The organism is Rhabdothermincola sp. (genome assembly GCF_036846205.1).
Classification (GTDB): domain Bacteria; phylum Actinomycetota; class Acidimicrobiia; order Acidimicrobiales; family Acidimicrobilacustridaceae; genus Rhabdothermincola.
The window spans coordinates 1-24,990 of the sequence record NZ_DAIUCK010000044.1; the positions used below are offsets into that span (position 1 = coordinate 1).

22 protein-coding genes and 1 pseudogene are annotated in these 24,990 nt (G+C 71.7%); 9 read left to right on the plus strand and 14 right to left on the minus strand.

The window, feature by feature from the left end; genetic code table 11:
* The 4 genes and pseudogenes from V7004_RS08120 to V7004_RS08135 form a co-directional block, all read right to left on the minus strand.
* Positions 1 to 560, minus strand: a pseudogene (locus V7004_RS08120) (hypothetical protein); the annotation flags it as partial.
* 15 nt (positions 561 to 575) lie between these two features.
* Positions 576 to 1,154: a ferric reductase-like transmembrane domain-containing protein gene (locus V7004_RS08125; protein WP_334143268.1), complete on the minus strand. Its 579-nt coding sequence runs from the start codon at positions 1,152 to 1,154 to the stop codon at positions 576 to 578.
* On the minus strand, positions 1,151 to 2,062 hold the full coding sequence (locus tag V7004_RS08130) for an FAD:protein FMN transferase (protein WP_334143270.1): 912 nt from the start codon (positions 2,060 to 2,062) through the stop codon (positions 1,151 to 1,153). The genes V7004_RS08125 and V7004_RS08130 overlap by 4 nt, the downstream gene beginning before the upstream one ends.
* A gap of 530 nt (positions 2,063 to 2,592) precedes the next feature.
* On the minus strand, positions 2,593 to 3,069 hold the full coding sequence (locus tag V7004_RS08135; protein WP_334143271.1) for a hypothetical protein: 477 nt from the start codon (positions 3,067 to 3,069) through the stop codon (positions 2,593 to 2,595).
* Between the two features lie 147 nt (positions 3,070 to 3,216).
* Here V7004_RS08135 and V7004_RS08140 point away from each other — a divergent pair, with 147 nt between their 5' ends.
* The 3 genes from V7004_RS08140 (at position 3,217) to V7004_RS08150 (ending at position 6,773) form a co-directional block, all read left to right on the plus strand.
* The gene (locus tag V7004_RS08140) at positions 3,217 to 3,876 is read left to right on the plus strand and encodes a response regulator transcription factor (protein WP_334143272.1); all 660 of its coding nucleotides are present in this window, start codon (positions 3,217 to 3,219) and stop codon (positions 3,874 to 3,876) included.
* Between the two features lie 3 nt (positions 3,877 to 3,879).
* On the plus strand, positions 3,880 to 5,286 hold the full coding sequence (locus tag V7004_RS08145; protein WP_334143274.1) for a sensor histidine kinase: 1,407 nt from the start codon (positions 3,880 to 3,882) through the stop codon (positions 5,284 to 5,286).
* 62 nt (positions 5,287 to 5,348) lie between these two features.
* The gene (locus tag V7004_RS08150) at positions 5,349 to 6,773 is read left to right on the plus strand and encodes a putative bifunctional diguanylate cyclase/phosphodiesterase (protein WP_334143275.1); all 1,425 of its coding nucleotides are present in this window, start codon (positions 5,349 to 5,351) and stop codon (positions 6,771 to 6,773) included.
* Here V7004_RS08150 and V7004_RS08155 read toward each other — a convergent pair.
* The 3 genes from V7004_RS08155 to V7004_RS08165 form a co-directional block, all read right to left on the minus strand.
* Positions 6,745 to 9,159: a putative bifunctional diguanylate cyclase/phosphodiesterase gene (locus tag V7004_RS08155; RefSeq protein ID WP_334143276.1), complete on the minus strand. Its 2,415-nt coding sequence runs from the start codon at positions 9,157 to 9,159 to the stop codon at positions 6,745 to 6,747. The two genes, V7004_RS08150 and V7004_RS08155, sit on opposite strands and share 29 nt — an antisense overlap.
* Positions 9,160 to 9,301: 142 nt before the next feature.
* Positions 9,302 to 10,321 (minus strand): zinc-binding alcohol dehydrogenase family protein, encoded by a 1,020-nt coding sequence (locus tag V7004_RS08160; RefSeq protein ID WP_334143277.1) that lies wholly within the window; start codon positions 10,319 to 10,321, stop codon positions 9,302 to 9,304.
* A gap of 114 nt (positions 10,322 to 10,435) precedes the next feature.
* Positions 10,436 to 11,191 (minus strand): esterase/lipase family protein, encoded by a 756-nt coding sequence (locus V7004_RS08165; RefSeq protein WP_334143278.1) that lies wholly within the window; start codon positions 11,189 to 11,191, stop codon positions 10,436 to 10,438.
* Positions 11,192 to 11,320: 129 nt separating this feature from the next.
* On the opposite strand from V7004_RS08165, the gene V7004_RS08170 reads away from it, so the two are divergent.
* The gene (locus tag V7004_RS08170; protein ID WP_334143279.1) at positions 11,321 to 11,833 is read left to right on the plus strand and encodes a response regulator; all 513 of its coding nucleotides are present in this window, start codon (positions 11,321 to 11,323) and stop codon (positions 11,831 to 11,833) included.
* 14 nt (positions 11,834 to 11,847) lie between these two features.
* Here the strand turns inward: V7004_RS08170 and V7004_RS08175 are convergent, their stop codons facing one another.
* Both V7004_RS08175 and V7004_RS08180 read right to left on the minus strand, forming a co-directional pair.
* The gene (locus tag V7004_RS08175; RefSeq protein WP_334143280.1) at positions 11,848 to 12,303 is read right to left on the minus strand and encodes a hypothetical protein; all 456 of its coding nucleotides are present in this window, start codon (positions 12,301 to 12,303) and stop codon (positions 11,848 to 11,850) included.
* Positions 12,251 to 13,090, minus strand: coding sequence for a ParA family protein (locus tag V7004_RS08180; RefSeq protein ID WP_334143281.1), 840 nt, complete (start codon positions 13,088 to 13,090; stop codon positions 12,251 to 12,253). Before V7004_RS08180 ends, V7004_RS08175 begins: the two co-directional genes overlap by 53 nt.
* Before the next feature lie 55 nt (positions 13,091 to 13,145).
* Here V7004_RS08180 and V7004_RS08185 point away from each other — a divergent pair, with 55 nt between their 5' ends.
* Both V7004_RS08185 and glgP read left to right on the plus strand, forming a co-directional pair.
* Entirely contained in the window at positions 13,146 to 13,601 is a 456-nt protein-coding gene (locus tag V7004_RS08185) for a peroxiredoxin (protein WP_334143283.1), read from the plus strand.
* Between the two features lie 50 nt (positions 13,602 to 13,651).
* The gene (gene glgP, locus V7004_RS08190; RefSeq protein WP_334143284.1) at positions 13,652 to 16,213 is read left to right on the plus strand and encodes an alpha-glucan family phosphorylase; all 2,562 of its coding nucleotides are present in this window, start codon (positions 13,652 to 13,654) and stop codon (positions 16,211 to 16,213) included.
* A gap of 11 nt (positions 16,214 to 16,224) precedes the next feature.
* Here glgP and V7004_RS08195 read toward each other — a convergent pair whose 3' ends face one another.
* From V7004_RS08195 to V7004_RS08215, 5 genes are all read right to left on the minus strand, one after another.
* On the minus strand, positions 16,225 to 17,328 hold the full coding sequence (locus V7004_RS08195) for a serine protease (RefSeq protein WP_334143285.1): 1,104 nt from the start codon (positions 17,326 to 17,328) through the stop codon (positions 16,225 to 16,227).
* 83 nt (positions 17,329 to 17,411) lie between these two features.
* Positions 17,412 to 19,547, minus strand: a complete 2,136-nt coding sequence (locus V7004_RS08200) for a transglycosylase domain-containing protein (protein ID WP_334143286.1) — start codon at positions 19,545 to 19,547, stop codon at positions 17,412 to 17,414.
* Entirely contained in the window at positions 19,544 to 20,671 is a 1,128-nt protein-coding gene (locus V7004_RS08205) for a carboxypeptidase-like regulatory domain-containing protein (protein WP_334143287.1), read from the minus strand. The genes V7004_RS08200 and V7004_RS08205 overlap by 4 nt, the downstream gene beginning before the upstream one ends.
* Before the next feature lie 130 nt (positions 20,672 to 20,801).
* Positions 20,802 to 21,293, minus strand: a complete 492-nt coding sequence (locus V7004_RS08210; protein ID WP_334143288.1) for a hypothetical protein — start codon at positions 21,291 to 21,293, stop codon at positions 20,802 to 20,804.
* Positions 21,294 to 21,376: 83 nt separating this feature from the next.
* On the minus strand, positions 21,377 to 23,110 hold the full coding sequence (locus V7004_RS08215; protein WP_334143289.1) for an N-acyl-D-amino-acid deacylase family protein: 1,734 nt from the start codon (positions 23,108 to 23,110) through the stop codon (positions 21,377 to 21,379).
* 75 nt (positions 23,111 to 23,185) lie between these two features.
* On the opposite strand from V7004_RS08215, the gene queC reads away from it, so the two are divergent.
* The 3 genes from queC to queD are packed head-to-tail and all read left to right on the plus strand — an operon-like array spanning position 23,186 to position 24,962.
* The gene (queC, locus tag V7004_RS08220; RefSeq protein ID WP_334143291.1) at positions 23,186 to 23,923 is read left to right on the plus strand and encodes a 7-cyano-7-deazaguanine synthase QueC; all 738 of its coding nucleotides are present in this window, start codon (positions 23,186 to 23,188) and stop codon (positions 23,921 to 23,923) included.
* The gene (gene queE / locus V7004_RS08225; RefSeq protein ID WP_334143292.1) at positions 23,920 to 24,573 is read left to right on the plus strand and encodes a 7-carboxy-7-deazaguanine synthase; all 654 of its coding nucleotides are present in this window, start codon (positions 23,920 to 23,922) and stop codon (positions 24,571 to 24,573) included. The genes queC and queE overlap by 4 nt, the downstream gene beginning before the upstream one ends.
* Before the next feature lie 20 nt (positions 24,574 to 24,593).
* Positions 24,594 to 24,962: a 6-carboxytetrahydropterin synthase QueD gene (gene queD / locus V7004_RS08230; RefSeq protein ID WP_334143293.1), complete on the plus strand. Its 369-nt coding sequence runs from the start codon at positions 24,594 to 24,596 to the stop codon at positions 24,960 to 24,962.
* Positions 24,963 to 24,990 lie beyond the last annotated feature (28 nt).

Here is a 24,990-nt window from a genome sequence, read left to right on the forward strand (position 1 = left end):
CGCCGTTCGCCCTCGTGCCCGCCGGCACCCCCGCCACCCGCCCGCACCACACCCACCAGGATCAGCGCGAGCTTCAGCTCCCGGGCCCACTGCACCGCCACGGGCAGCACCTGCTCGGACTCGGGCGAACCGTCGAGGGCCACCACCAACTCGGTCATGGGCAGGCCCCGGGTCACGTCGGTCCTGGGGCCGATGACCAGCACCGGGACGGGCGACTCGAGCAGCACCTGCGCGGGCATGGCGGCCATGACCGGCCGGCGGCGCAACCCTCCCGGCTTCGTGCGGATCGGGATGGCGATGATCGGGTCCGCCCGGTGCTTGGCCGCCTCGATGAGTGCCCGGCCGAGGTCGTGGTCGAGGTCGACCCAGAAGTCGACGTCGGAGCCACTCATCGACATGGCCTTGGTCTTGAGCGCAGCCTTCGAGGCCTTGTCACTGGCCTCGGTGTTGTTGACGATCACCACCCGGGCATCGCAACGCCACGCCAGGTCGCCTGCTGGCGCCAGCACCGCCCGGGCCGGGAGCGTGCCGTCGAACGGGACGATCACGTTCGCGTACATCCGAGCCATTCTGGCTCAGCTCGGCGACCCCGCGATGCGTCCCGTGCTTCCCTGCCGACCGGGGCCCACCCAGCGATACACGCTGAAGAACGACACGCCGGCCAGCGACGCCAACGCCACCCAGTACACCGCCGGGCTCGTCGCGTCCGTCCCGGCGGTGAGCAGGTGAACGGTCGCCAGCCCGTACACGAGGTAGCTCGTGAGATGGATCCTCCGCCACCACCGCTTCGGGAGACGCTTCATGAGCAGCGAGGTGACCTCCACCGCGAGCAGGAAATAGAAGGCGATCACCCCCCACGCCACCGCCACCGGGCGCCAGGAACTGGCAAATGGCACGAACAGGTCAGCCGCATCGAACTGCACGTAAGCGTCGGCCCACAGGCCGAGCAGGTGCACCCCGACGAACAGCACCGTGAGCCCGCCCAGGAACCGATGGAGATCGAGCAACCACGGGGCCTTCGGTCTTCGCCCGAGGGCCCGGGTGGACAGGGCCAGGCCCCACAGCACCGTGAGCGCAGCGAGCGCCCAGGCGACCAGCCCGCTCGAGCGGGCCAGGTGCCACCACACCTGGGTCGCGCCGAGCACCGACGTCATGCCAGGGCCCCGGCGAGCTCGTACTCCTCGAAACCGCCGACCCGCGACACGCCGCGGTCGGCGCCCACCATCAGTGCGGCCATCTGGTGCTCCACGACGATCGAGGAGCCAATGGACCTTCCCGCGATCAACACCGCCTTGCCGACCACCTCGGCGAAGGCCGCCGTCGCTCCCACGACGGACACGGTGACCAGGTCGGACTCCGCCGGGAGACCGGTGGCCGGGTCGATCAGGTGGTGGTAGCCCCGCCCGCCGACGGTCCAGCACCGCCGGGTGGTCGAGCTGGTGGCCACCGCACCCTCGGCCAGGCTGACGACCGCCCGATCGTCTACGTCGATGACCCACCCGTCCGGGGAGGGGGACGCGCCTGCCACCCGCACGTCGCCCCCGACGTTCACCGACGCGCCGTCGGCACCGGCGTCCAGGAGGTGCTCGCAGACCAGGTCGGCCGCCAGACCCTTGCCGATGCCGCCGAGGTCGATCGCCACGCCGGCCGGCAACCGCACGGTCCGGGTGGCGGGGTCGAGCTCGATGCCCACGCAGCCGGGGCACGGCAGCGGCCCCTCGATCCGGGGTCGGCGACCGGCGTGAGCCAACAGCTCGAAGCTACGGTCGTAACCCACCCGCTCGAGGGCCGGCAGGACGGTGGGATCGTAGTACCCGAACGTGTCCCGCCACGCCTCCACCGCTCGCTGGACGGCGTCGAAGGTCACCGGGCTCAGCTCCAGTGGCGTGCCGGCGACGGCGTTGAGACGGCTCAGCTCACTGTCGGGGCGGAAGCGACTCCACCGCTCCTCGAGCGCCTCGAGCTCCCGCACCGCGAGCCCCACCAGCTGCCCGGCGGCCGCGCCGACGACGATGACGTGGGCCTCCGAGCCCATGACCGGGAACTGCCGCTCAGCTCGCACGGCTCTTCGTCATCGGGGCACGAGTCGACCGCGACGAGGACGACCCCGACGAAGACAACGAACCCGACGAAGACAACGACCCCGACGAAGACAACGACCCTGAGGAAGACGACGAGGCCGAACCGGATGGCGACGTCAGTGTCCCCGCCGAGCTCGAACGTCCGGGGGTCGCCCGATTGGAGGTGGTCGATCCAGGGGACGTCGAGCTCGAGCTGGACCCGTCGTCCGGGACCAGCAGATGGCGCCGCCGGACGATCGTGGCCGGAGGGCTCGACGAGGTGGCGGGATCGTCCCCCGCCGCCGTGGACCCGCTGGAGGGGCCGCTCACGGCGAGCTGGACCGGTTGGTCGGAGGCCTGGTCACGCTGGAGGGCCATCGCCGTCATCAGGGCCGCGGTCGCGGTGAGGCTCAGGCCTCCGGCCAGGACCCGGCTGGCGGCCGCGGGGTGCCGACGACGCCGGGGGGGTGAGGAGGCTCGAGGCGAGGAAGGCGAGGTGGGAGGGACCGGAGGGCCCTGCCTCGCCGGCTCGTCAGTCGTCATCAGCGTCCCGTTCCCGTTCGATCTCGTGCTCGCGGTCGTCGTCCTCGCCGTGCCGCTCACGGTCGTCGTCGACGCGCACCCGGGTCGTCGACGTCGTCGTCGGCGACGCCGCGGCGGCGCTGCCGCCCGCGCCCGTCACGGCCGGATCGATGCTCGCCCCACCCTGCTCCCATCGATCATCCCCGGTCGCACCGGCCGGGGAGCCCGACGCCCCGGCGCCGGTGCTGCTGGCGGGCGCGGAGCCAGGCTCCACCACGTACTCGTCGACGACCACCACCCCGGGGCCGGCGGTGGTCGGCGGGACGGTGCCGGCGAGGTCGCTGACGGTCTGCGCGTCGAGCGTCCCGACCTCGCCGTCCGCTCCGGCCATCCCGAGGATCCCGAGGTTGGCCGCGACGACGGCCGCTCCGGCGGCGACGGTGAGCGCCCCGACGCCGGCGAAGGTGAGTGCGACCCGACGATCCATGCGTGCTCCTCTCGACGAGCGGCTCCGGGAGGAGCCGGCTTCCGACGGTCCGAGCGTACGAGTCGGCCTCCCAACCCCAGGCTCAGGCCGGGTTAAGTCCTGACAAAGTGCGCAGCCGGCCCGACCCTGCCGTGAGAGCCTGGTGAAATGCAGCTGCTGCTCGTCGAGGACGACGACGCGATCGCGGAGCCCCTGGTGCGGGGCCTCGAGCGGGAAGGCTTCACGGTCAGCCGGGTCAGCACCGGAGCCGATGCCATCGCCCACGACCCGGTCGACGTGATCCTCCTCGACCTCGGGTTGCCCGACATCGACGGTTACGAGGTCTGCCGCGAGCTGCGCACCCGATCCACCGTCCCGATCATCGTCATCACGGCCAGGGGCGACGAGGTCGACCGGGTGATCGGTCTGGAGCTCGGCGCGGACGACTACGTGGTCAAGCCCTTCGGGTTCCGCGAGCTGGTGGCCCGCATCCGGGCAGTGAGCCGCCGGGCGACCCTGGCTGCACCGTCGAACGGGGTGTTCACGGTGGGCCCGCTGTCGGTCGACACCCGCCGGCGGCGGGTGCACGTGGGAGGCGAGGAGGTGGTCCTGACCCGCAAGGAGTTCGACCTGCTCGCCCTGCTGGCGGAGGATCCGGGAGCGACCCGGACCCGCGACGAGATCCTCGAGCGGGTGTGGGACGCCCACTGGTACGGCCCCACCAAGACCCTCGACGTGCACATCGCGTCGCTGCGCAAGAAGCTCGGGGACCCGACGTTGATCGAAACCGTCCGCGGCGTCGGGTTCCGGCTCCGCGCCCCGGGTTGAGTCGTGCGCCGCCGCCTGCTGCTCTCCTACCTCGCCTTGACGGTGCTGGTGCTCGCCGCCCTCGAGATCCCGCTCGCGGTCAGCTACTCGCAACGGGAGCGGGAACGGCTCGAGACCAACCTGCTGCGCGACGCGTTCACCCTCGCGGCGTTCGTGGAGGACTCGCTCGAAGGGCTCCGACCGATCGACGAGCAAGCGCTGGTCGACGGCTACACGGCGCGCACCGGGGCCCGGGCGGTCATCGTCGACGCGAACGGCGTGGTGCAAGCCGACTCGGACCGACCCAGCGACGACCAGCGGTCCTTCGCCAGCCGTCCCGAGATCGCCGAGGCGCTCGACCAGCGGATCGTGACGGGGAGCCGATGGTCCGACACGTTGGGCACCGAGCTGCTCTACGTCGCAGTACCGGTCAGCTCGGGGGGGGTGATCCACGGCGCGGTCCGGCTCAGCTACTCCACCGCCCAGATCGACGAGCAGGTCCACCGCTACTGGCTCCTGCTCGGCGCGATCGCCGCGGTGTCGCTGGCCGCGGCTGCTGGTGTGGGTACCGTGTTCGCCCGGTGGGTCACGAGGCCGATCGACGACCTGCGCCAGGCCGCCGCGGCCCTCGGCGGAGGGGCGCTGGAGACCCGGGCCCCGGTCGACTCCGGCCCCCCGGAGCTGCGTGAGCTGGCTCGGGCCTTCAACGCCACGGCCGCGCGGCTCGAGCAGCTCGTGGGCGCCCAGCGGCAGTTCGTGGCCGATGCCTCCCACCAGTTGCGCACCCCCCTGACCGCCCTGCGATTGCGCTTGGAAATGATGGAGAACCACATCGACGACGTGGCGGCCGAGGACCTCGCCGGGGCCACCCGGGAGGTGCGCCGCCTCGCCCGGCTCGTCGACGGCCTGCTCACCTTGGCCCGGGCTGAACGCGGCCCGGACGCGTCAACCGCCGAGACCCTGCCCCTCGACGAGCTGCTGGCCGAGCGGGCGGCGGCCTGGGAGCCGATCGCCGCCGAGCGCGGCATCCAGCTTCGGGCCGACGGCGCAGGGCTGGCGGCCCTCGCCACCCCCGATCACCTCACACAGATCCTCGACAACCTGCTCGCCAACGCGCTCGATGTCGCGCCGAGCGGCTCGACCATCGACCTGCGGGCCGCGCCCGGAGGCCGGTCCGGCGACCATCCTGCCACCGTCGCCATCCACGTCATCGACCATGGCCCCGGCCTCACCCCGGAGCAGCGCGAGCGGGCCTTCGACCGCTTCTGGCGGGCCGGCACCAGCCGGGATGAGCTCGGGGGGAGCGGTCTCGGTCTCTCGATCGCCAGCCAGCTGGCCCGGGCCGACCACGGGGATCTCACCCTTGAGGAGGCGCCCGGGGGAGGCATCGACGCCGTCGTGCGGCTCCCCCTCGCCCGGCCAGCACCCTGAGGTCGCTCCACCTCGCGACCTGCGCAGAGGTCCTGCTGGCCATGGACGGCTTATCGTTGACCATGGCTCTCGCCGTCGTAGCCCTCCTGGTGGTCACCGCCGTGGCCGTCGCGACCGCGCTGGCCGGCCAGCGCCGCGCCTACGCCGCCCGCCGGCAGCTCGAGCGGACCGTGCGCACGGATGGCCTTACCGGCCTACCGAACCGGATGGCCATCGCCGAGACGCTCGCCGCGGCCCGGGCGCGAGCGGCCCGCAACGGCATGCACGCGGCAGTGATCGCCGCTCGCCTCCACCGGTTCGAGCTGGTCAACGAGACCTACGGTCCCGAAGTGGGCGACGCGCTGCTGCGCGCCGTAGCCACCCAGCTCCTCGAGCGGGGCCGCCCGGGCGAGGTGGTCACCCGCGATGCCGGGCCGACCTTCGTGGTCGTGCTCGACGGGATACGGGAGCGCGACGCGCTGGCCCGACGGGCCGCCGAGATCGGCGGCGCGGTGGAGGTGCCGTACGCGATCGGCCACGACCACATCCGGGTGACGCTGTTGATCGGAGCCGTGCTCGACGACGGCGCCGACCGCCCGGTAGAAGACCTGCTCGAAGACGCCGGGCTGGCGCTCGAACAGGCGGCCGGGGCCGGCTCCACCGGTACCACGATCACGATCTACGACGAGAACCTCCGGGTCGGGGACACGCCCGTCCACGCCGAGCGGAGGCTGCGCCGAGCGATCGACGAAGAGCAGTTCCGGCTCCACTACCTGCCCGTCGTCGAGCTGGGCTCGGGCCGCATCGCCGCCGTGGAGGCCAGGCTGGTCTGGGACGACCCCGACCGGGGAACGGTCACCGACCGCTCGTTCGTCGAACGCCTCCACACCACCGGGCTCCTGGTGCCCGTCGCCTGGTGGGGCCTGGAGGAGACCTGCCGCCAGAGCCGTGACTGGCAGGACCGGTTCGGCACGATCGAGCTGCGCACGATCGCCCGGGTGCCACCGAGGCTGCTGGCGCAGGCCGACCTCGCGGACCAGGTGCTGCAGATCCTCGACCGCACCGGTGCCACCCCTGACCGCCTCTGCCTCGAGATCCCCGAATGGGCGTACGGCTCCCAGGTGGAGGACTCCTGGACCCGCCTACGGCCGCTGAAGGAGGCAGGGATCCTGCTCGGCCTGGCCGACTTCGGGGTGGGCTACTCGTCGTTGCGCTACCTGCGCCGCTTCCAGCTCGACCTGTTGAAGATCGACCGGGTCTTCGTGCAGTCGGTCGGCTCCAACCGCGCCGACGACGCGATCGTGGAGCAGCTCGTGAGCCTCTGCCACGCACTCGGCATCGCCGCGCTCGCCGACGGCGTCGACACCGAGCACCAGGCCATGTTGATGCAGAGCATGCGCTGCGACTACGGCACCGGCGAGCTCTTCGGCGCACCGGTGCCCGCCGGTGACATCGACGAGTTGCTGGCCACCGGGACCGTCAGGCGCCGCCCCCCGACACCCGGCTGACGAGCTCCTCGGGGGACGAGGGCGGCGCGAACAGGTAACCCTGTGCCCGGTCGCAACCGAGCAACTGCAGCATCTCGAGCTGCTCGTCGGTCTCCACGCCGACTGCGACGACGGTGAGTCCCAGGTTGTGCGCGAGTTCGATCGTGGCCCGGACGATGGCGGTGTCCTGCTCGTCGGTGCCGAGCCCGGCGACGAGCGAGCGGTCGATCTTCACGAAGTCGAGCGGGAAGCGCTTGAGGTAGCCCAGCGACGAATGCCCTGCCCCGAACTCGTCGAGACCGATCCTCACCCCCAGGGTGCGGAGATAGGAGATGCTGGCATCGACGATCGCCTGATGGCCGAGCAGGATGCTCTCGGTGATCTCCAGGCACAGGTGGTCGGCGGGAACTCCCGACGCGTTGAGGGCGTGCAACACGTGGTTGGGAAGATCAGGATCGGCGAGCTGCCGGGGCGACACGTTGACGGACACCTCGTGCGGACCGTCCGGGAGCTGCGACCACGCCGCCAGCTGCGCGCAGGTGAGACCCAGGACCTGGGAGCCGAGGCGGGTGATCAGCCCGGTCGACTCAGCGGCGTCGATGAACTCGGCCGGAGAGAGCAGGGAGCCCGCACCGTCGTACACCCGCAGGAGGGCCTCGGCCCCGACCACCGCCTCGGACTCGACGTCGACGATCGGTTGATAGTGGACGACGAGCGACTCGTCATCGATCACCTCACGCAACCGCTGCTCCACGTCGCGCCGGCGCGAGGACTGCTCGGCCAACGCGTCAGTGAAGGTCTCGCTGCGATCGCCGCCGGCTTCCTTGGCAATCTGCATAGCGTGGTCCGCGTCTCGAAGGAGGTCTTCGGGCTCGTCGCCCGACCCCCCGAAGGCGATACCGACGCTCGCGGTCAGCTCAACCCGCGAGCCTCCCACGCGAAGGGGCTCGCGCACCGCTCCCAGCAACCGCGAGGCGACCCGCACTGCCTCGGCTGGGTCGTCGGCGTCCGGCAGCAACACCGCGAACTCGTCGCTGCGCAGCCGGGCGGTGGTGGTTCCCGGGCCCGCTGCCGCGGCGAGGCGAGAACCGACCTCGGCCAGCGCCTGGTCCGCCACGTCCTTGCCGAAGCCCTCGTTCGCCGCCCGGAAGTGGTCCAGGTCCACCAGCAACACCGCCACCGTGCCGGTCGCATCCTCCCCGCCCTGCAGCGCCCGCGCCAGCCGGTCGAGCAGCCGGACACGGTTCGGCAGGCCGGTCAGCTGGTCGGTGAACGCGCGGGCCGCGACCGCCTGCGCCGCTTCCACGCGGTCGGTGACGTCACGGCCGTTGAGCACCAACCCACCGATCGCCGGGTTGGCCCGGAGATCGCTCACGATGATCTCCAGGTGGCGCCATCCCCCGTCGGCTGCCTGCAGGCGCAGCTCGACCGGTGCACCGATCCCCTGCTCGTCCGGCCGGGCCAGCGCGGCCAGATCGGTCGGGACGTCGTCCGGGTGAACCAGCTCCAGCAGGTTCCGCCCCTCGAGCGCGCCCTCGGGGTACCCGAGGATGCGGGTGGTGGCGGGACTGGCGAACTGGACCACCCCGTCGATGCCGACCACGGCGATCACATCGCTGGTGTGCTCCACGAGGGCCGCGAACCGGGTCTCGCTCGTGCCCGCAGGTTGGTCGACACCGAGCAGGTCGGCCACGTTGCGGGCCACCATCGAGACGGCCTCGATCTCGCCCTGCTGGTCGCGGTGGGCCACGAGCACCGCAGAGACCGGCGTCGGATCGCCGTTGCCCGCGAGCAGGGTGAGCCGGCCGCGCCACCGGCCGTACTTCACCAGCGCAGGGAGGACCTTCACCTCGTAGTGACCCTTGGACCACTCGTCGAGCAGCTCGACCAGCCAGATCCTGTCGGCGGCCCGGATCGGCACGAGGGTGACGAACGCGTCGTTGGCCCACAACGCCTCGTGCCCGACGGATGCGAACACCGCCACCAGGTCCGGGGTCTCGACCAGCGTGTCGGTGAGCACCCGGGTGATGTCGGGCCCGTCTGCCGGCTCATCCTGCTGATCCTGCCCACGCCCACCTGAGCTGTCCGGGCCCGGCCCCGCAACCGGCCCGGATCCGGCCGCCACCGACCCGTCCTCGACGGGCTGGGCCGCGCCGCTCGGCCGGGCGACGGGGCCGCTCGGCGTGTGCGTCACCTCGAACACCACCGGGCGATCGTCGTCGGTGCGCACGACCAGCGTGGTGCGGTAACCGGGCCGGTTCGCGGCCACCCGGGCCAGCGCGAGCAGTGCGGTCTGATCGTCGGCCTGTACGCCGAGGGCCACGGCCTCCCGTAGCACGTCGTCCTTCGCGAACGCCGGTCTCTGACGCTGGTTGGCGACCGACAACCGCCGGTTCCACGTCGTCAACTGCCCACCCTTCGATCGAGCAGGTCCCGGTGGACGCTGCTCTCGTAACGACTGCTCTGACTGCCTCTGACCGCCTGCCCCGCCCGTCGAGGCCCCGTGGCCGTTCCGTCCGCCGGCAGCCGGCAGGCAAGACCCGGCAAGCCTAGTCGGTTCGCGACACCCGCAGGACGGCCGAGCCGGCGACCTCGCCGTCGGCCAACCGGCGCAGAGCCTCGTTGGCCTGTTCGAGGGGGTGCACCTCGATCGCGGTGCGCACGGGGATCTCGGCCGCCAGGCGGAGGAAGGAGCGCACGTCGTCGCGGGTCACGTTCGCCACGCTGCGGATCTGGCGCTCCCACCACAGCAGCTCGTAGGGAAACTCGGGAACCCGATCCAGGTGAATGGCGTTGACGGCCACGATCCCACCGCGGTCGAGGGCCCGTAATGCCGACACCACGACGTCCCCCACCGGCGCGAACGTGATGGCCGCGTCCAGTGGCACGGGTGGCAGTTCGGCGGGTCCGCCCACCCACGCGGCACCCAGGTCAAGGGCCCGCTGCTGCTCCGCGGTGGAGCGGGTGACCACGTGGACCTCGCACCCCCAGTGGCGAGCGACCTGGATCACGCAGGTCGCCGACGCACCGAAGCCGTACAGCCCGAGGCGAGCCCCAGCCGAGCCGGGCCCGAGCCCGGCCACTGCCAGCGAGCGGTACCCGATCGCACCGCCGCAGAGCAGCGGCGCAGCGTCGAGGTCGGCGAACCCTTCGGGCAGGCGGTGCACGAACTCGGCGCGGGCTGACAGCTGGGTGGCGAAGCCCCCGTCGCGGTCCCATCCGGTGAAGGTGGCCTGCTCGCAGAGGTTCTCGCGGCCCCGGCGGCAGAACCGGCACCGCCCACAGGTTCCCGCGATCCACGCCACGCCGACCCGGGTGCCCACGAGTGCCTGGTCCACACCATCCCCGGCTGCTCGCACCAGCCCGACCGCCTGGTGGCCGGGCACGATCGGCAGCCGCCGTGCCGGGAGATCACCCTCGCAGAGCTGCAGGTCGGTCCGGCACACGCCGCACGCCGACACGTCGACGATCACCTCACCCGGAGCAGGCCGGAGGTCCTGGTCCTCGACCAGCTCCAGCGGGCCGTTGCGGGCCGGGGCAGGATCGCTGAGCCACATCGCACGCCTCACGCCGCGAACGGTAACGGGCCCCTCGCTGGACACGTCGCCGTCGTCAGAGGAACGCGAAGGGGACCGGCCTCGCGGCCGGTCCCCTCGATCTCCCCCCGTGGTGCTCGACGCCGGTCAGAGCGCCCAGCAGTTGAACCGCACGGGCTCGTTGCGCAGCGCGTCGCGCACGCCGTCGTAGACGGTCCCGTCCAGGATCAGGCCCAGGTGGCCGACCACCCGCAGCCAGCACTGGTCCTGGACCTTCACGTTCTCGGCCCCGTCGCGCAGGGTGGCGTTGGTGACGGGGCGGACCAGCTCGTCCTGGGCGGTGTAGATGTTCGTGTACTTCACCGGGGCGATCACGTCGGGCCCGGCGTTGAGGTCGTTCAGGAACGCTGAGCCGATCGCCATCTGCTCGCAGGCGACGATGCCGATGCAGCTCCCGAGGCCCAGGAAGTCGGCGATGTTGGCCACGTAGGTGCCGTAGTGGGGAGCGCCGAGGCTGATCACCCGGTCGACCTTGGCCGAGCCACCCAGGTACTTGACGTAGTACCGGGCGACCAGCCCGCCCTGCGAATGGCCGATGAGGTCGACCTTGGCCGAGCCGGTCTGGGCACGGACCTGATCGACCAGCGTCGCCAGGGGCCTCGAGGTCTGGCCGATGTCGCCGAGGCCGAGGCCGGGCAACTCGTAGATCCAGACCTTGTAGCCGTCGTTGCGGAGTCGGGCCGCGAGCGGCTCGTTGGCGATGGCAGGGGAGAACGTCCCCGCCACGATGATGACCGGGTCTTTGGTCGTGGTCGCTCCGGCGGTCGCCGCGAACGGGGCCCCGATGCCGAGCAAGGCGAATACGAGCGCGAGCACGATGAGCGTGCGGCGGTGACGACGCATCTGTCCTTCCTCCAGATGCCGCAGGAGCGGCGGTCCAGGGCCACCCCTCCCATCGCCCAGGGTGACCGTAGTCACACCCTAGAGGGAGGGGTCTTCACCTGTCAACGCGCAGGGTGGCACGCTGTCACCGTGCGCGAGTTGAGCTTGGTGGTGTGCGACGACGACGACCTCGCGGCCGCCGCCATCGAGGCGGCCGCCGAGGCACAGGGCTACACGATCGCCGGACGAGTGGCGAACGCCGTCGACCTGCTGCGCCTGCTCGCTCACGTGCACCCGAGCGTGGTGGTGGCCCGCCAGGAGCTGCCCGGAACCACAGGCCTGGACGCGGCGCGCGAGCTGCAGTCCCCGACCGACCACGACGGTGCCGCCGCTCCCCAGGTCATCCTCACCAGCTCCGCACCGGACCTGGAGCTCCTCGCCGCCGACCCCTCCGTCAGCGAGGCCGTGCCCTGGGGTGATCTGCCCACGCTCGAGCAGGCGCTCGTCCGGCTGCGTGAGCAGATCCTGACCGGAGAGCGCCGCCGGGGCGGCGACCGCCGCTCCGGCGAGGACCGCCGCAAACGCCAGGACTGGACGAAGGTGTTCGCCGAGCGCCGCAGCGGCCAGGACCGCCGCCGCGGGGACCGCCGGACGGGGGGTTGACGAGCGCTCGGCGCTCAGCCGGTGCGCCTGCCGGCCCGCCGGCGCACCAACAGCAGGGCGGCGATCACCACGGCCAGGATCACCGCGGCCAGCGCGGCCCGGCGCGAGCGGCGCCCCGCCCCATCGGCGTGCTCGACGGAGCCGCTGGTGGTGTCGACGTAGACGTCCTCGGCCGGGGTGCTGACGATCACCTCGTCGACTGTCGGGAGGAACTCGACATCGGCCTGGTCGGTGTGCACCACGATGTCGTCGCCCCGGGGCGAGATCTCCACATCGGCCTCACCCGTGTGCACGACCACCTCGCCTCCCACGACCTCGACCTCGACGCCGTGGGGCAGGTCGACTCGCTCGACCCCCTCGGGCCCCGCCGGTCTGGTCGGGGGTTCGAGGAGGGCGTCGACCGGCGCCGGCTCGTCGTCAGGAGGCGGCGGCTGGCGGCGACGCGAACGTTGCGGGTCGTACTGCGGCATCAGGGGCTCCAATAGGCAAGATGCGCTCGAGGACGGCCTCGAGCTCCGCGGCGGCCTCGGGCGCTCCCGGCCGGTGCCCGAGCGCGTGGATCGGCAGCGACTGCGCGGCCGCTTCGGCCACCGCGGCTCGCAGGTGGACTGGCGGGAGCACTTCGTCGCCGTACTGCTCGACGAGCTGGTCGTGCCAGTAGCGGGCGTCCCGAGTGCGGCCGAGGCGATTCACCGCGATGCCCGCGATGGTGAGCGCGCCGCCCCGGCGCTGACTGATCCGGTGGATGGTGCGCGTGATCTGCTGCACCCCGTCCGAGGCCCAGGCCGCGGGCTCGGTGACGATCAGCGCCCGGTCGGCCGCGAACAGGCCGTTGACGGTGAGCAACCCGAGCGACGGCGGGCAGTCGATGATCGCCAGCTCGCAGGCCAAGCCCTCCATCGCCACCTGGAGCCGGTCCTGGGCTCCGACCGGATCGGTGGCCAGCTGAGGTTCCCGGGCGGCGAGCGCCGGCGAGCTGGGTGCCACCAGGGGGAGCCGGCCGAGATCGGCCGGCCAGCCTGACGGACACAGCACCTCGGTGAGCACACCTGGGCGCTCGGCCTCGAGGGCCCGATCGACGGTGACCGCCGGATCCCACACAGCCAGCCCGGTCGTGGCGTTGGCCTGGGGGTCGAGGTCGATCACCACCACCTGCCGGCCGGCATGGGCCGCCGCGGAGGCCAGCCCGAGCGCGATCGTGGTCTTGCCCACACCGCCCTTCTGGTTCACCACGGCGATCGTCGTGCGCCCGGACATGGGATTCCACGGTAGTGCAGGAATACGCGGCGCCGCCCACGCCTTGAGGACCTACGTGACCGAGCTGAGAACGGGCGACCCGGCACCGGACATCACCCTCCCGGACCAGCACGGCAAGCCGGTCGCGCTGCGTGACCTGCGAGGGCGCTGGGTCGTCGTCTACTTCTACCCTGCCGACGACACCCCCGGCTGCACCGCGGAGTCCTGCTCGTTCCGGGACGCCTACGAGGACTTCACCGACGCCGGCGCCGAGGTGATCGGCATCAGCAGCGATCCCGTGGACTCCCACCGGCAGTTCGCCGAGAAGCACCGGTTGCCCTTCACCCTGCTGGCCGACGTCGACGGCACGGCCCGCAAGGCATTCGGCGTGGGGCGGACCTTCGGGCTGCTGCCCGGTCGGGTCACCTACGTGATCGATCCCGAAGGCACGATCCGCTCGGTGTTCAGCTCCCAGTTCCGCCCCCGCAGGCACATCGACCAAGCCCTGGCCACGATCCGCTCCGGCACCTGAGCCTCACGGCCGGCACGGGCGAGGGCCCGCCGCCGCTACCGTCGGTCGCCATGAAGGCCGTCCAGACGTTCACCGTCGTCTCTCAGCTCCCGCCCTCGCTGGAGCCGCTACGGGAGGTCGCCCTCAACCTCGGCTGGAGCGACGACGAGCGGGCGCAGGACCTCTTCCGCCGGCTCGACCGCGAAGGCTGGGAGCTCGAGGGCCAGGACCCGGCCCTGATGCTGTCGACCATGTCCACCGAGCGCCTCGAGCAGCTCGCCGCCGACGCGGCCTTCACATCGTTGGCTACGACCGTCCATCGCGAGCTGCGCCGCACCCTCGACGAGCCCCGCTGGTTCCAGCACCGCGAAGGCTCCCCGCTGCGATCCGTGGCCTACTTCTCACCGGAGTTCGGCATCGCGGCCGCGCTCCCCCAGTACTCCGGGGGTCTGGGCGTGCTCGCGGGCGACCACCTGAAAGCCGCTGACGATCTCGGACTGCCGCTGATCGGCATCGGCCTGCTCTACCGGCACGGCTACTTCCGCCAGGAGCTCGACGCCCGCGGCTGGCAGGTCGAGCGCTTCCCCCGGCTCGACCCCCGGGCCATGGCGCTCTCGCCGGTCAAAGACGTCACCGTGACGGTCGAACTCGCCGGCGTGCCGGTGCACGCCCGCCTCTGGCAGGCCCAGATCGGGCGCATTGCGCTGTACCTGCTCGACACCGACATCGACGACAACGACGACTACAACCGCCTGGTCTGCGACCGTCTCTACGGTGGCGGCCCGGAGGAGCGCATCCGCCAGGAGCTCGTCCTCGGCGTCGGCGGGGTGCGGGCCCTCGAGGCGCTCGGAGCCCGTCCCCAGGTGTTCCACATGAACGAGGGCCACGCGGGATTCCTGGCCCTGGAGCGGATCCGCCGCCTCATGCTCGAGGAGGGTCTCTCCTTTGCGGAGGCTCGGGCCGCCAGCCGGCCGGCGACCATCTTCACCACTCACACCCCGGTCCCCGCCGGCATCGACCGGTTCCCGCGGGAACTGATCGAGAAGTATTTCGGGAACTGGTGCCACGAGCTCGGCGTCACCCTCGACGAGCTGATGGCACTCGGTCACGAGCCGGGCACTCCCGAGGGCGAGGTGTTCAACATGGCCACCATGGGTCTGCGGCTCGCCGGTCGCTCGAACGGGGTGGCGAAGCTGCACGGCGCCGTGAGCCGGGCGATGTTCGCTGGGCTGTGGCCCCAGGTCCCCCTGGCCGAGGTCCCCATCACCTCGGTCACCAACGGCGTGCACGCCCGGACCTGGACCTCGACCGGCTTCCGCAGCCTGTACGAGAAGGTGCTCGGGGTGGACTGGCCGCAAGCCGACGCGACCGCGTGGCGAGCGATCGAGGACGTCCCGGCCCGGGAGCTGTGGAAGCTGCGCTGTGCCAACCGGGAGCGGCTGGTGAGCTACGCCCGCCACCGACTGCGCCAATCGGGCCTGCGGCGTGGGCTGTCGGAGCCCCAGGTGGCGTGGACCGAGGAGGCACTCGATCCCGATGTGCTCACCATCGGCTTCGCCCGCCGCTTCGCCGCCTACAAGCGGGCGGTGCTGCTGCTGAGCGACCCCGAGCGCCTGCGGGCCCTGCTGCTCGATCCCGAACGCCCCGTGCAGCTCGTCTTCGCCGGCAAGGCGCACCCGGCCGACGAGCAGGGACACCACCTGCTCCAGATGATCGCCAACACCGCAGCGGACCTTGACATCCGCCACCGGCTGGTGCTGATCGAGGACTACGACATCAGCGTGGCCCGCATGCTGGTCCAGGGCGCTGACGTCTGGCTCAACACGCCGCTGCGCCCGAACGAGGCGTGCGGGACCAGCGGCATGAAGGCGGTGTTCAACGGTGGGCTGAACTGCTCGGTGCTCGACGGCTGGTGGGACGAGATGTACGAGCCCGACGTGGGCTGGGCGATCCCCTCCGTGGAAGACGAGCCCGACATCGAGGCCCGCAACCGGTTCGAAGCAGCTGGCCTCTACAGCATCCTCGAACGCCAGGTCGTCCCGCTGTTCTACCGGCGCGACGACGACGGCGTTCCCAACGACTGGGTCAAGCGGGTCGCCCGCTCGATCTCCCGGCTCGCCCCCAAGGTCGAGGCCAGCCGGATGCTGCGCGAGTACGTCACCGAGATGTACGAGCCGGCAGCCGTGCACTCCGAGCACCTCTCGGCGGGAGGCTACGAGCGGGCCAAGGCCCTGGTGCGCTGGCGCCACCATCTCGACCGGGCCTGGCCGTCGGTGGCCGTGCGATCGACGACCTACGAGGAACTCCCGACCGAGCAGGGCGCGTCCTACCTGGTCACCGCGCAGATCGTGCTCGGCGAGCTCGAGCCCGACGACGTCACCGTGCAGCTCGTGTACGGGGAGGTGGATCTCGAGGACGAGATCCGCCAGCCCCGGGTGGTCGCCATGGACCTCGCGGGCGACGGGGAGCACCCCGGGTGGCGGCGCTACCAGCACGAGATCGACTTCGACCGCGCCGGCAACTTCGGCTTCACGGTGCGGGTCGTTCCCTCGCACCCCGACCTGCCGAACCCAGCGGTGCTGGGGCGGGTCGCCTGGGCCCCGCATCCCAGCTCCCAGGCGGTGCATCCCTGACGGCCGGGCGCTCAGCCTCCTCGCGACGAGGGGGTGCGATCGGCGCCGCCGCACTGGAGCAGCTTCTGGCAGACCTGGGTGATCGGCACCGCGAAGTGGATCTCGCCGGGGTCGAAGCCGAGCGGCTCGTAGGCCAGTGACGCCACCCCCAGGACCTTGCCGTCGACGGTGACGATCGGCCCGCCCTGGAAGGCCGGCCCCAGCGGAGCGGTGTGCTGGAACCCGGCCGCTGACTGATCGATCACCACGCCCGTCGTCAGGCTCGCGCCGGCGCCGCCGAGCCCGCTCACCGGGAAGATCCGCCCACCGAGCGCCTTGGCCGCGGCGTCGTTGCTTATCCACTCCAGCACCTGCACTCCGCCCTTGGGCGCCCGGATCAACGCCAGGTCGCGCTCGGGATCCCAGTTCCAGACCTCAGCTCTCGTCTCCTCGGTGCCTTTGCGAATGGTGACCTCCGGACCGGGCGTGACGGTCGCGGCCTTCACCGTCGTGTACGAGGTGACGAAATAGGTCTCGCGGTCGTCGCTGATGACCGCGAAGGCGGTGCCGACCGCCGGCCGCCCCTCCTCATCGAGCGTGGCCACGCTGTAGACCGCCGGGGAGAACAGCTGGGCGAGCTGGAGCACCTGGGTCTCGGCGAGGAAGCCCTGCAGCGGGCCCAGCGCGTCGTTGATGTCGGTGAGCGCCTGCTCGCGCAGCTGCTCGATCGACGCCTGCGCGTCCGCTGAGCGCTCTTCGAAGTTCTCCGTCGTCGAGCGCAGATCGCTCACCTGGCTGTTGAAGTTGGCCCACCAGAACGCGCCGCTCGCACCGAATGCCACGCCCGTGAGAGCGAAGATCAGCATCCACAACAGCACCGACCGGGTGAAGATCGGGAAACGCACCGAGTTGCGGGCCGCGTACCGCCGGGCCTTGTCCTCCTGACGCCACGCCCGTCGCCGTTCGCGGCGCGACATCACCTCGGCGGCCGCTGGCTGGCCGCCGGTCACGTTCCCGGTCCCGCCCGGGGGCACCGGTGGCTGCGAGCCGGTCACCGGCTCGGCGTCGATCACCGGCTTGGTGAGATCGAGCGGGCCGGTCGTGCCACCCCGGCGATCCTCGCTCCCGCCGCTCATCGGCCCCCACCCTCTCCGATGGTCTCCGTCACCTCACCGGTGCCGTTGCTCATGCCCATCTCGCGCCTCCCCGTGCCCCGGCCTCAACGGCCGGTGGTGGTGGTCGTCGCCGGCGGTTCCGCCGGCATCGTGGTGGTGGTCGTGGTCGTGGTCGGGGCGGGCAGCGACGGTGTGCGCACACACGGGCCACCACAGTCGACGGGCAGTTCGGCCGGCGCCCGCCGCAGCGGTCGGCGGACCGTGCCCCCCTCGCCCTCCCCACGAGGTGGCGGCAGCGGTCCGGGCACCGGGAAGTCGAGCACCGGGAGCCCGTCGTGCGCTGGTCGCATGAACGCAGCCCAGGTGCGAGCCGCGGTGTCGCCGCCGAACACGTTCCCCAACGAGCGCTGACCGTCCGCGTGCCCCATCCACACCGCCGCCACCAGCTGCGGGGTGTAGCCCACGAACCAGATGTCGGTGTTGTTGTCGGTCGTGCCCGTCTTGCCCGCGGCGGGCCGCCCGATGTTGGCCCGCCGACCGGTGCCCCCGTCGATCACACCCCGCAGGATGTCGGTGGTCGTGTCCGCGATCGCCGGATCGAGCACGGGCGTCCCGCCGGGGACCGTGTTGTCCTCCAGCACCGTCCCGTCGGCCGCCGTCACCTTCACCACCGGCGTGACGTTCGGGCGCACTCCGTGATTCGCGAGGGTGGCGTAACCCGTGGCCATGTCGAGGGGCGACACGCTGTACTGCCCGAGGGTGATGCGGGAGGTGTAGGAGCCATCCGGGGTGATCCAGGTCGTCACCCCCAGCCGGTTCGCCATCTCGGCGATGCGGTTGGGTCCGACGTCACGGGCCAGCTGGACGAAGTACGCGTTGCTCGAGGCCGCGGTCGCGGTGCGCATGTCGCCTCCCGTGCCGCCGAGCGGCTCGCAGGGCACGTTCGCCCGCCGGAAGCAGCCCGGTTCGTTGTAGGGGCCACCCGGATAGGTGGTGGAGGGCCCGAACCCCTGTTCCAGCGCCGCGGCGATGGTGAAGGTCTTGAACGAAGAGCCCGCTTGCATGCCGGTCTCGCCGCCGAGACCCAGGTTCACCTGGCTCACGTTCCAGTCACGGCCTCCCACGAAAGCCTTCACGAACCCGGTGGACGGCTCGACTGCCACCAGTGACATCTCCCGTGGGTAGGAGGTGCCCGCCAGCGCGTCGGACACCGCTGCCTCCGCCAGGGACTGCAGGCGAGGGTCGATCGTGGTCTCGATCCGCAGCCCGCCCTTGAACACCTGCTCGTCGCCGTAGCGCTGCTCGAGGTACCGGCGCACGTAGTCGACGAAGTACGGGTAGGCCGACGCACCGGCATCGGTCTGGGGGAACACCAGCGTGGCGGGCTGCCCGTCGGGGGGCCACCCGAAGCCCAGGTGCCACAGCTGCGCGGGACGGGCCTCGTCGTACTGCTCCTGGGTGATCAGGCTCAGTTGCAGCATGTCGGCGAGGACCTGCTGGCGGCGGGTCTCGGCCACGAAGACGTTCTCCCGGGGGTTGAACTTCGACGGTGAGGGGATGATGGCCGCGAGCGTGGCCGCCTCCGACAGGTTCAGGTCGCGGACGTTCTTGCGGAAGTAGGTCTGTGCGGCCGCGCCCGCGCCGTACGCGCCGCTCCCGAAGTAGACCCCGTCGAGGTAGCGGTAGAGGATCTCCTCCTTCGCGGCCCGCGCGGAACCGAGCTGCTCGGTGAGCTCCCGCTCCACGCGGGTCGCCAGCAGGGCCTCGTTGAACTTACGCGAGAACGTGCGCTCCGGCGAGAGGTAGGCAGCTTTCACGTACTGCTGGGTGATCGTGGAGCCGCCCTGCACGACCTCGCCCTGCTCGTAGTTGGTGAGGGCGGCCCGCACGAGCCCCTCGGGATCGATGCCCTTGTGCGACCAGAAGCGATGGTCCTCGGCCGCCACGGTGGCGTCCTTCAGCACCTGAGGAACGTCCTCCCGGGACATGGGCACGGTGAGATCGAACTGGCGGAACTCACCGATCTGGTTGCCCTGGCTGTCGTAGACGTAGGACGGCTGGGCCTGGATGCGAGGGTTCTCCTCGGGCACCGTTCCCGGAAGGTTCCCGAACAGCAGCAACCCGAACCCCGACGCCGCGGTGGCCACCGCCAGCACCGGGAGGCCGATGACCATGACCACGAGCACCCGCAACGCCACGCGCACGCCGCGGCGCCAGCGGGGTCTGCGCACCGCGGTCATGTGACGCGCTGGTAGCGGCACCCGTCGGTGCCGCTCGCGGGTCGGAAATCACGGGCGGGGGTGGACAGCTCGATGGTCGGGCCGGTCGCGGTCCGGCGCTCCTCCTGCCAGCGGCCGTCGACGTACACCTGGTAGCTGGTCGCGCAACCACGCAGGAAGGTGCGGTAGGTGCCGGCAGGGAGCACCCCACTGTGGGGAACCGAGAACTCCTCGCCGATCGGGAAGTCCGGCACGTCGATGCCGGTCGGCGTGGTCGTGGTCGGCGCTCGGGGCCCGCAGCCGGGCAGCGTCACCCGGGTGCTGAGGTCCTGGGTGGACACCGTCGCCGCGTGCTGGCCCTCGCGGGTGCACACCAGCCGCCAGGTCGCGATGCCGTCGCGACCCGTGGTCGTGGTGGGATCGCCGTCGAGGCGGAACCCGCCGTCGAGCTCCACCCTCACCTGGGTGCCGGGAATGCCCTCCCCCGTCACGATCCCGTTCTCGTCGACGGACTGCTGGGTGTAGAGAGCCCGCAGGGTGACCGGCTCGCCGACCCGGGGCTCGGCCGAATCGAGGACCGCTTGCAGCTGGCGGCCGTCGAAGCGCGACAGGCGGATCTCGAGGTCCGCACGACCGCCGGCCGCGGCCAGGAACGTGGCCGCCGCCTGCGTCGACGCCAGCGAGGGCCGCAGCCAGGCCCGCACCCGGAAGTGGCCACCGAGCAGGCCGGAGACGGCGAAGGTGCCGTCATCGGCCGTGGCCACATTGGTCGATGCCACCCGGTCGCCGACCACCCGCTCCACGCGGACCGTGGCGCCGCCCACGGGACCGTCGGGCCCGCTGACCGTGCCCCCCAGGCGCGCGGTGCCCCCGAAGAGCGGCGGTGCGGGACTGCCCGGACGCTTGCCCTTCACGGGCAGCAGCACCGCGGTGCGGGTGTCGGGCACCACGAAGCCGTCCGGCACGCTCACCGGCGTCACGTCACTCGGGTGCGGCGCGAGCACCATGGCGGTCGTGGTGGTGGTCGTGGTGGCCCGGCCCGCCCCACCCGAGCACGCGCTGACCGCGGCGATCGCGAGCGTGATCGTCGCGACGGCGAACCTCGAGCGGCGAGGCGAGTCGTGGGTTCGATCGAGATGGATCATCGGCAGTCGGTCGTCACCCCCGCCCGATGGGCAAGGGTAGAACGATGCCATCTCCGAGGGTCGGATACGTGGCGCGCCAGCGATCCCGCGCCGGCAGCCGAAACCGCGTCGAGCCCGCGTAGGGAAGGGATCAGCGAAGGACTCGGGGCTCGTCGCCCGTGAGGTCGATGATCACCGTGGGCGCCATGGCCGACTGGAGTTGCTCCCACGCCTCGAGCGCGGCCGCGTGTTCCCGGCGAGCCAGCTCGAGGTGCAGCTCGGCGGTCGGCACGGCCCGTCTGCGAGCACGGAACTCGGCGAAGGAGCTGTAGCCGTGGCGACGCAGCAGCGCCTCCTCACGGGCCCGGGCCACCTCGAACGCCTGGCGGGCCTGCTTAGCCTTCGGTGTGGCCAGCAGCCCGGCCTGGGCCCAGAGGACCTCGGCGTGAGCCTGCTCGATCACCCGCACCTGCTCCTCCCCGCCTCGGGAGGCTTGCGCAGCCTGTACCTCGCGTTCGGCGTGAACCAAGTGAGCCTTGGCACTCGCGAGCCGCTGGAGCACCTCGACCACTTCGCGATCGCTCGGCCCGACGCGCAGCTCGGGGTCGTCACCGATCGATCGCCACGTGTCGATGGTCGCCATCGCCTGCCCCTCTCTCGTGGCGCCTGGCACACATTCTGGCTGCGCGGCGCGAAGCCCGCAACGGGCAGCGCCCGCCCGAGGCGCTAACCCCGCGCGGGCCGCGCCCCGCGAACGAGACGCCCAGGTCGAGCACCGGTGTCCTCCCCCTCGGCCATGACCACCTCACCCGCGTTCACCGTGGCCACGTACCCCTCGGCGCGCTGCACCAGGCGTCGGGCGCCCCCGGGCAGGTCCTGCACCAGCTCGGGCCGCCGGAGCTGCAGCCGATCGAAGTCGATGAGGTTCAGATCGGCCTTCAGTCCCGGCCGGAGCCGGCCCCGATCGCCCAGCCCGTAGAGGTCCGCGGTAGCACCGGTGATCTTGTGCACCGCCAGCTCCAGCGGGAGCCGAGGCCCGCGCTGACGGTCGCGCACCCAGTGGGTGAGCATGAACGTGGTGCTACTGGCGTCGCAGGTCTGCCCGACGTGCGCTCCGCCGTCGCCGAGACCGAACGCCGTGACCGGGCTGGCGAGCATCTCGTAGGTGGGATCGAGCGAGCCGTCCGCGTAGTTCAGCACGGGCGCGTTCAACAGCTCCCGACCCTCACCCGAGCGCAGCAGGTCGTAGAGCTTCTCCCAGGGCGACACACCCTCGCGGGCCGCCTGCGCGGCGACGCTCGACTCAGGTGGGGGTTCGTAGTCGGGCGGGTCGCCCATCGGGAACACGCGGGTGGGACTCATGAACCCGGCCACGATCGGATCGTCGCCCATCGCGGCCATCTCGGTGACGAGGCGCTGGCGGCGGTGCGGGTCCGACAGCAGCGAGACCTGCTCGCGTATCGGGCGGTCGGCGAGCTCCTGCCAGCTCGGCACGAACATGAACGGGTGCAACGTGGACAACCCGAGCAGTAGCGAGACCGTGCGAGCGTGCACCTGGGGCCGCACCACCGCACCCTCGGCCGCGGCCTGCGCCGACAGCTCGAGCATACGCTGCCAGTCCTGTGATGCCTGGTGGTTCTGGCTCAGGGCGAAGCACACCGGCCGGCCGGTGCGGGCCGCCAGCCTCCGCATCCAGGCCATCTCCCGCTCCGGCGCGTCGAGGTCCTCCCCCATCACCCCCGCCGGCGCCAGCTCGAACACCCCCGCGCCCGCGGCCCGGAGGGCGTCGCCCAGGCCGAACAGCTCGTCCTCGGCCGCGAACGTGCCGGGCACCGGTCGGCCGTCGACGGCCATGTGCATGATCGTGCGGGAGGTCGAGAAGCCGAGCGCCCCCGCATCGAGACCCTCCAGGACCAGGCGGGCCATCGCCGCGATGTCCTCGGGGGTCGCCGGCTGGTTGTCGGCACCACGCTCGCCCATCACGTAAGCCCGGATCGCGCCGTGCGGCACCTGGGTGCCGACGTCGAGCGCATGGGGTACCGCGTCGAGGAGCTCGAGGTACTCCGGGAAGCTCTCCCACCCCCAGCGGATGCCCGCGTGCAGCGCGGTGCCGGGGATGTCCTCCACACCCTCCATCAGACCGATCAGCCACTCACGCTCGGAGGCCCGCACCGGGGCGAAACCCACCCCGCAGTTGCCCATCACCACCGTCGTGACCCCGTGCCAGCAGCTCGGGGTGAGCAACGGGTCCCACGTGGCCTGGCCGTCGTAGTGGGTGTGGATGTCGACGAATCCGGGGGTGACGAGCAAACCCTCGGCGTCGATCACCCGGCGGGCTCGGCCCTCCACTGAGGGACCGACCTCCGTGATCACCCCGTCCGTGACCGCGACGTCGCCGTGGTAGGCCGGCGCCCCGGTGCCGTCGACGATCGTGCCCCCCCGGACGATCAGATCGTGCATGGACGTTGTGTAGCGCCCCGCGGCGAGCGAGTCCACCGGATCGCGGTTCGCTCCCCGTCGTTACGCTGGCGGTTCGTGCCCACCCCCGTCGCCGTCGTGCTCCTCTCCGGGGGGCTCGATTCCGCCACCTGCCTGGCCATCGCGCAGACGGAGGGCTTCGAGTGTGTGGCGCTGAGCTTCCGCTACGGCCAACGGCACCACGTCGAGCTCGCCGCGGCGGCCCGGATCGCCGAGGCCGCGCAGGTTGAGCACGTCGTGATCGACATCGACCTGGCTGCTTTCGGAGGGTCCGCCCTCACAGACCGCCGCCTCGCCGTGCCGAAGCAAGCCTCGCTCGATGCAGCACCCGTCGCCACCGGGGCGCAGGGCGGCGAGCGCATCCCCATCACCTACGTGCCCGCCCGCAACACCGTCTTCCTCTCGCTGGCGCTGGCGCTGGCCGAAGTGCGCGGCGCACACGACATCTTCATCGGCGTCAACGCGCTCGACTACTCGGGTTACCCGGACTGCCGGCCCGCGTACATCGAGGCCTTCCAGCGGATGGCCAACCTGGCCACTCGAGCCGCGGTGGAGGGTTCGCCGGTGACCATCCACACCCCACTGATCCACCTCACCAAGGCGGAGATCATCCGCCGCGGGATCGAGCTCGGCCTCGACCACAGCACGACCATCAGCTGCTACGACCCCACGGGCAGCGGAGCGGCGTGCGGTCGGTGTGACAGCTGCCTGCTGCGGGCCAAGGGGTTCCGCGAGGCGGGGGTGAAGGACCCCACCCGCTATGCGAGCGGGGTCACCGGTACCCTCGATGCGTGAGCACGTACGCCGTCAAGGAGGTCTTCGCCACCCTCCAGGGTGAAGGGGCGCGCACCGGTCGGGTGGCGGTGTTCTGCCGGTTCGCCCGCTGCAACCTCTGGAGCGGTCTCGAGCGTGACCGTCCCCGTGCCACCTGCCGCTTCTGCGACACCGACTTCGTCGGCACCGACGGGCCCGGGGGTGGGATCTTCCGGAATGCGGGTGAGCTTGCCGAGCACGTGGCATCCACCTGGCCCGCGCCTGCCGAGCACCCCGGTGGCAACGATCGCCGCTACGTGGTGTGCACCGGCGGCGAGCCGCTGCTGCAGCTCGACCGTCCGCTGGTCGACGCCCTCCACGAGCACGGCTTCGAGGTGGCCATCGAGACCAATGGCACCCTGCCGGTTCCCCCGGGCGTGGACTGGGTGTGCGTCAGCCCCAAGGCCGGCACCGAGCTGGTGGTCACCGGGGGCGATGAGCTCAAGCTGGTGTTCCCCCAGGAGGGGGCCGAGCCCGATCGCTTCGCGCACCTCGACTTCGACCACTTCTTCCTGCAGCCGATGGACGGTCCCGACACGGCGGCCAACACCGAGTTGGCCATCCGCTACTGCCTCGACCATCCTCGGTGGCGCCTGAGCGTGCAGACTCACAAGCTGCTCGGCATCCCATGAGCCGTCCAGCCGGAGTGCCCATGGAGATCTTCCGCGAGTTCGGTTTCGAGGCGGCCCACCGCCTGCCCAACGTCCCCGACGGGCACAAGTGTGCGCGACTGCACGGTCACTCGTTCCGGGTGCGGGTGTATGTCGAGGGACCGGTGGGCGAGACGACGGGGTGGGTCACCGACTTCGCCGACGTGGCCGAGGCATGCGTTCCGGTGCGCGAGGCACTCGACCACCGGTACCTCAACGAGATCGACGGGCTCGAGAACCCGACCAGCGAGGTGCTGGCCGCCTGGATCTGGGAGCGGCTCGCCCCCGCCCTGCCGGGACTGAGCCGCGTCGTGGTGCGGGAGACCTGCACCTCCGGCGTCGAGTACCGCGGCCCCGGCCCCCTCACCTGACCGGCCGCGCATCCAACGGACCCTTACC

Bases quoted from the DNA above. Each gene is read 5' to 3' on its own strand.
- V7004_RS08140 (WP_334143272.1), top strand. From the start codon at position 3,217: ATGCAGCTGCTGCTCGTCGAGGACGACGACGCGATCGCGGAGCCCCTG.
- V7004_RS08200 (WP_334143286.1), bottom strand. From the start codon at position 19,547: ATGACCGCGGTGCGCAGACCCCGCTGGCGCCGCGGCGTGCGCGTGGCG.
- V7004_RS08215 (WP_334143289.1), bottom strand. From the start codon at position 23,110: ATGCACGATCTGATCGTCCGGGGGGGCACGATCGTCGACGGCACCGGG.
- V7004_RS08135 (WP_334143271.1), bottom strand. From the start codon at position 3,069: ATGGATCGTCGGGTCGCACTCACCTTCGCCGGCGTCGGGGCGCTCACC.
- glgP (WP_334143284.1), top strand. From the start codon at position 13,652: ATGAAGGCCGTCCAGACGTTCACCGTCGTCTCTCAGCTCCCGCCCTCG.
- V7004_RS08165 (WP_334143278.1), bottom strand. From the start codon at position 11,191: ATGCGTCGTCACCGCCGCACGCTCATCGTGCTCGCGCTCGTATTCGCC.
- V7004_RS08150 (WP_334143275.1), top strand. From the start codon at position 5,349: ATGGCTCTCGCCGTCGTAGCCCTCCTGGTGGTCACCGCCGTGGCCGTC.
- V7004_RS08125 (WP_334143268.1), bottom strand. From the start codon at position 1,154: ATGACGTCGGTGCTCGGCGCGACCCAGGTGTGGTGGCACCTGGCCCGC.
- V7004_RS08210 (WP_334143288.1), bottom strand. From the start codon at position 21,293: ATGGCGACCATCGACACGTGGCGATCGATCGGTGACGACCCCGAGCTG.
- V7004_RS08175 (WP_334143280.1), bottom strand. From the start codon at position 12,303: ATGCCGCAGTACGACCCGCAACGTTCGCGTCGCCGCCAGCCGCCGCCT.
- V7004_RS08205 (WP_334143287.1), bottom strand. From the start codon at position 20,671: ATGATCCATCTCGATCGAACCCACGACTCGCCTCGCCGCTCGAGGTTC.
- queD (WP_334143293.1), top strand. From the start codon at position 24,594: ATGGAGATCTTCCGCGAGTTCGGTTTCGAGGCGGCCCACCGCCTGCCC.
- V7004_RS08180 (WP_334143281.1), bottom strand. From the start codon at position 13,090: ATGTCCGGGCGCACGACGATCGCCGTGGTGAACCAGAAGGGCGGTGTG.
- V7004_RS08195 (WP_334143285.1), bottom strand. From the start codon at position 17,328: ATGAGCGGCGGGAGCGAGGATCGCCGGGGTGGCACGACCGGCCCGCTC.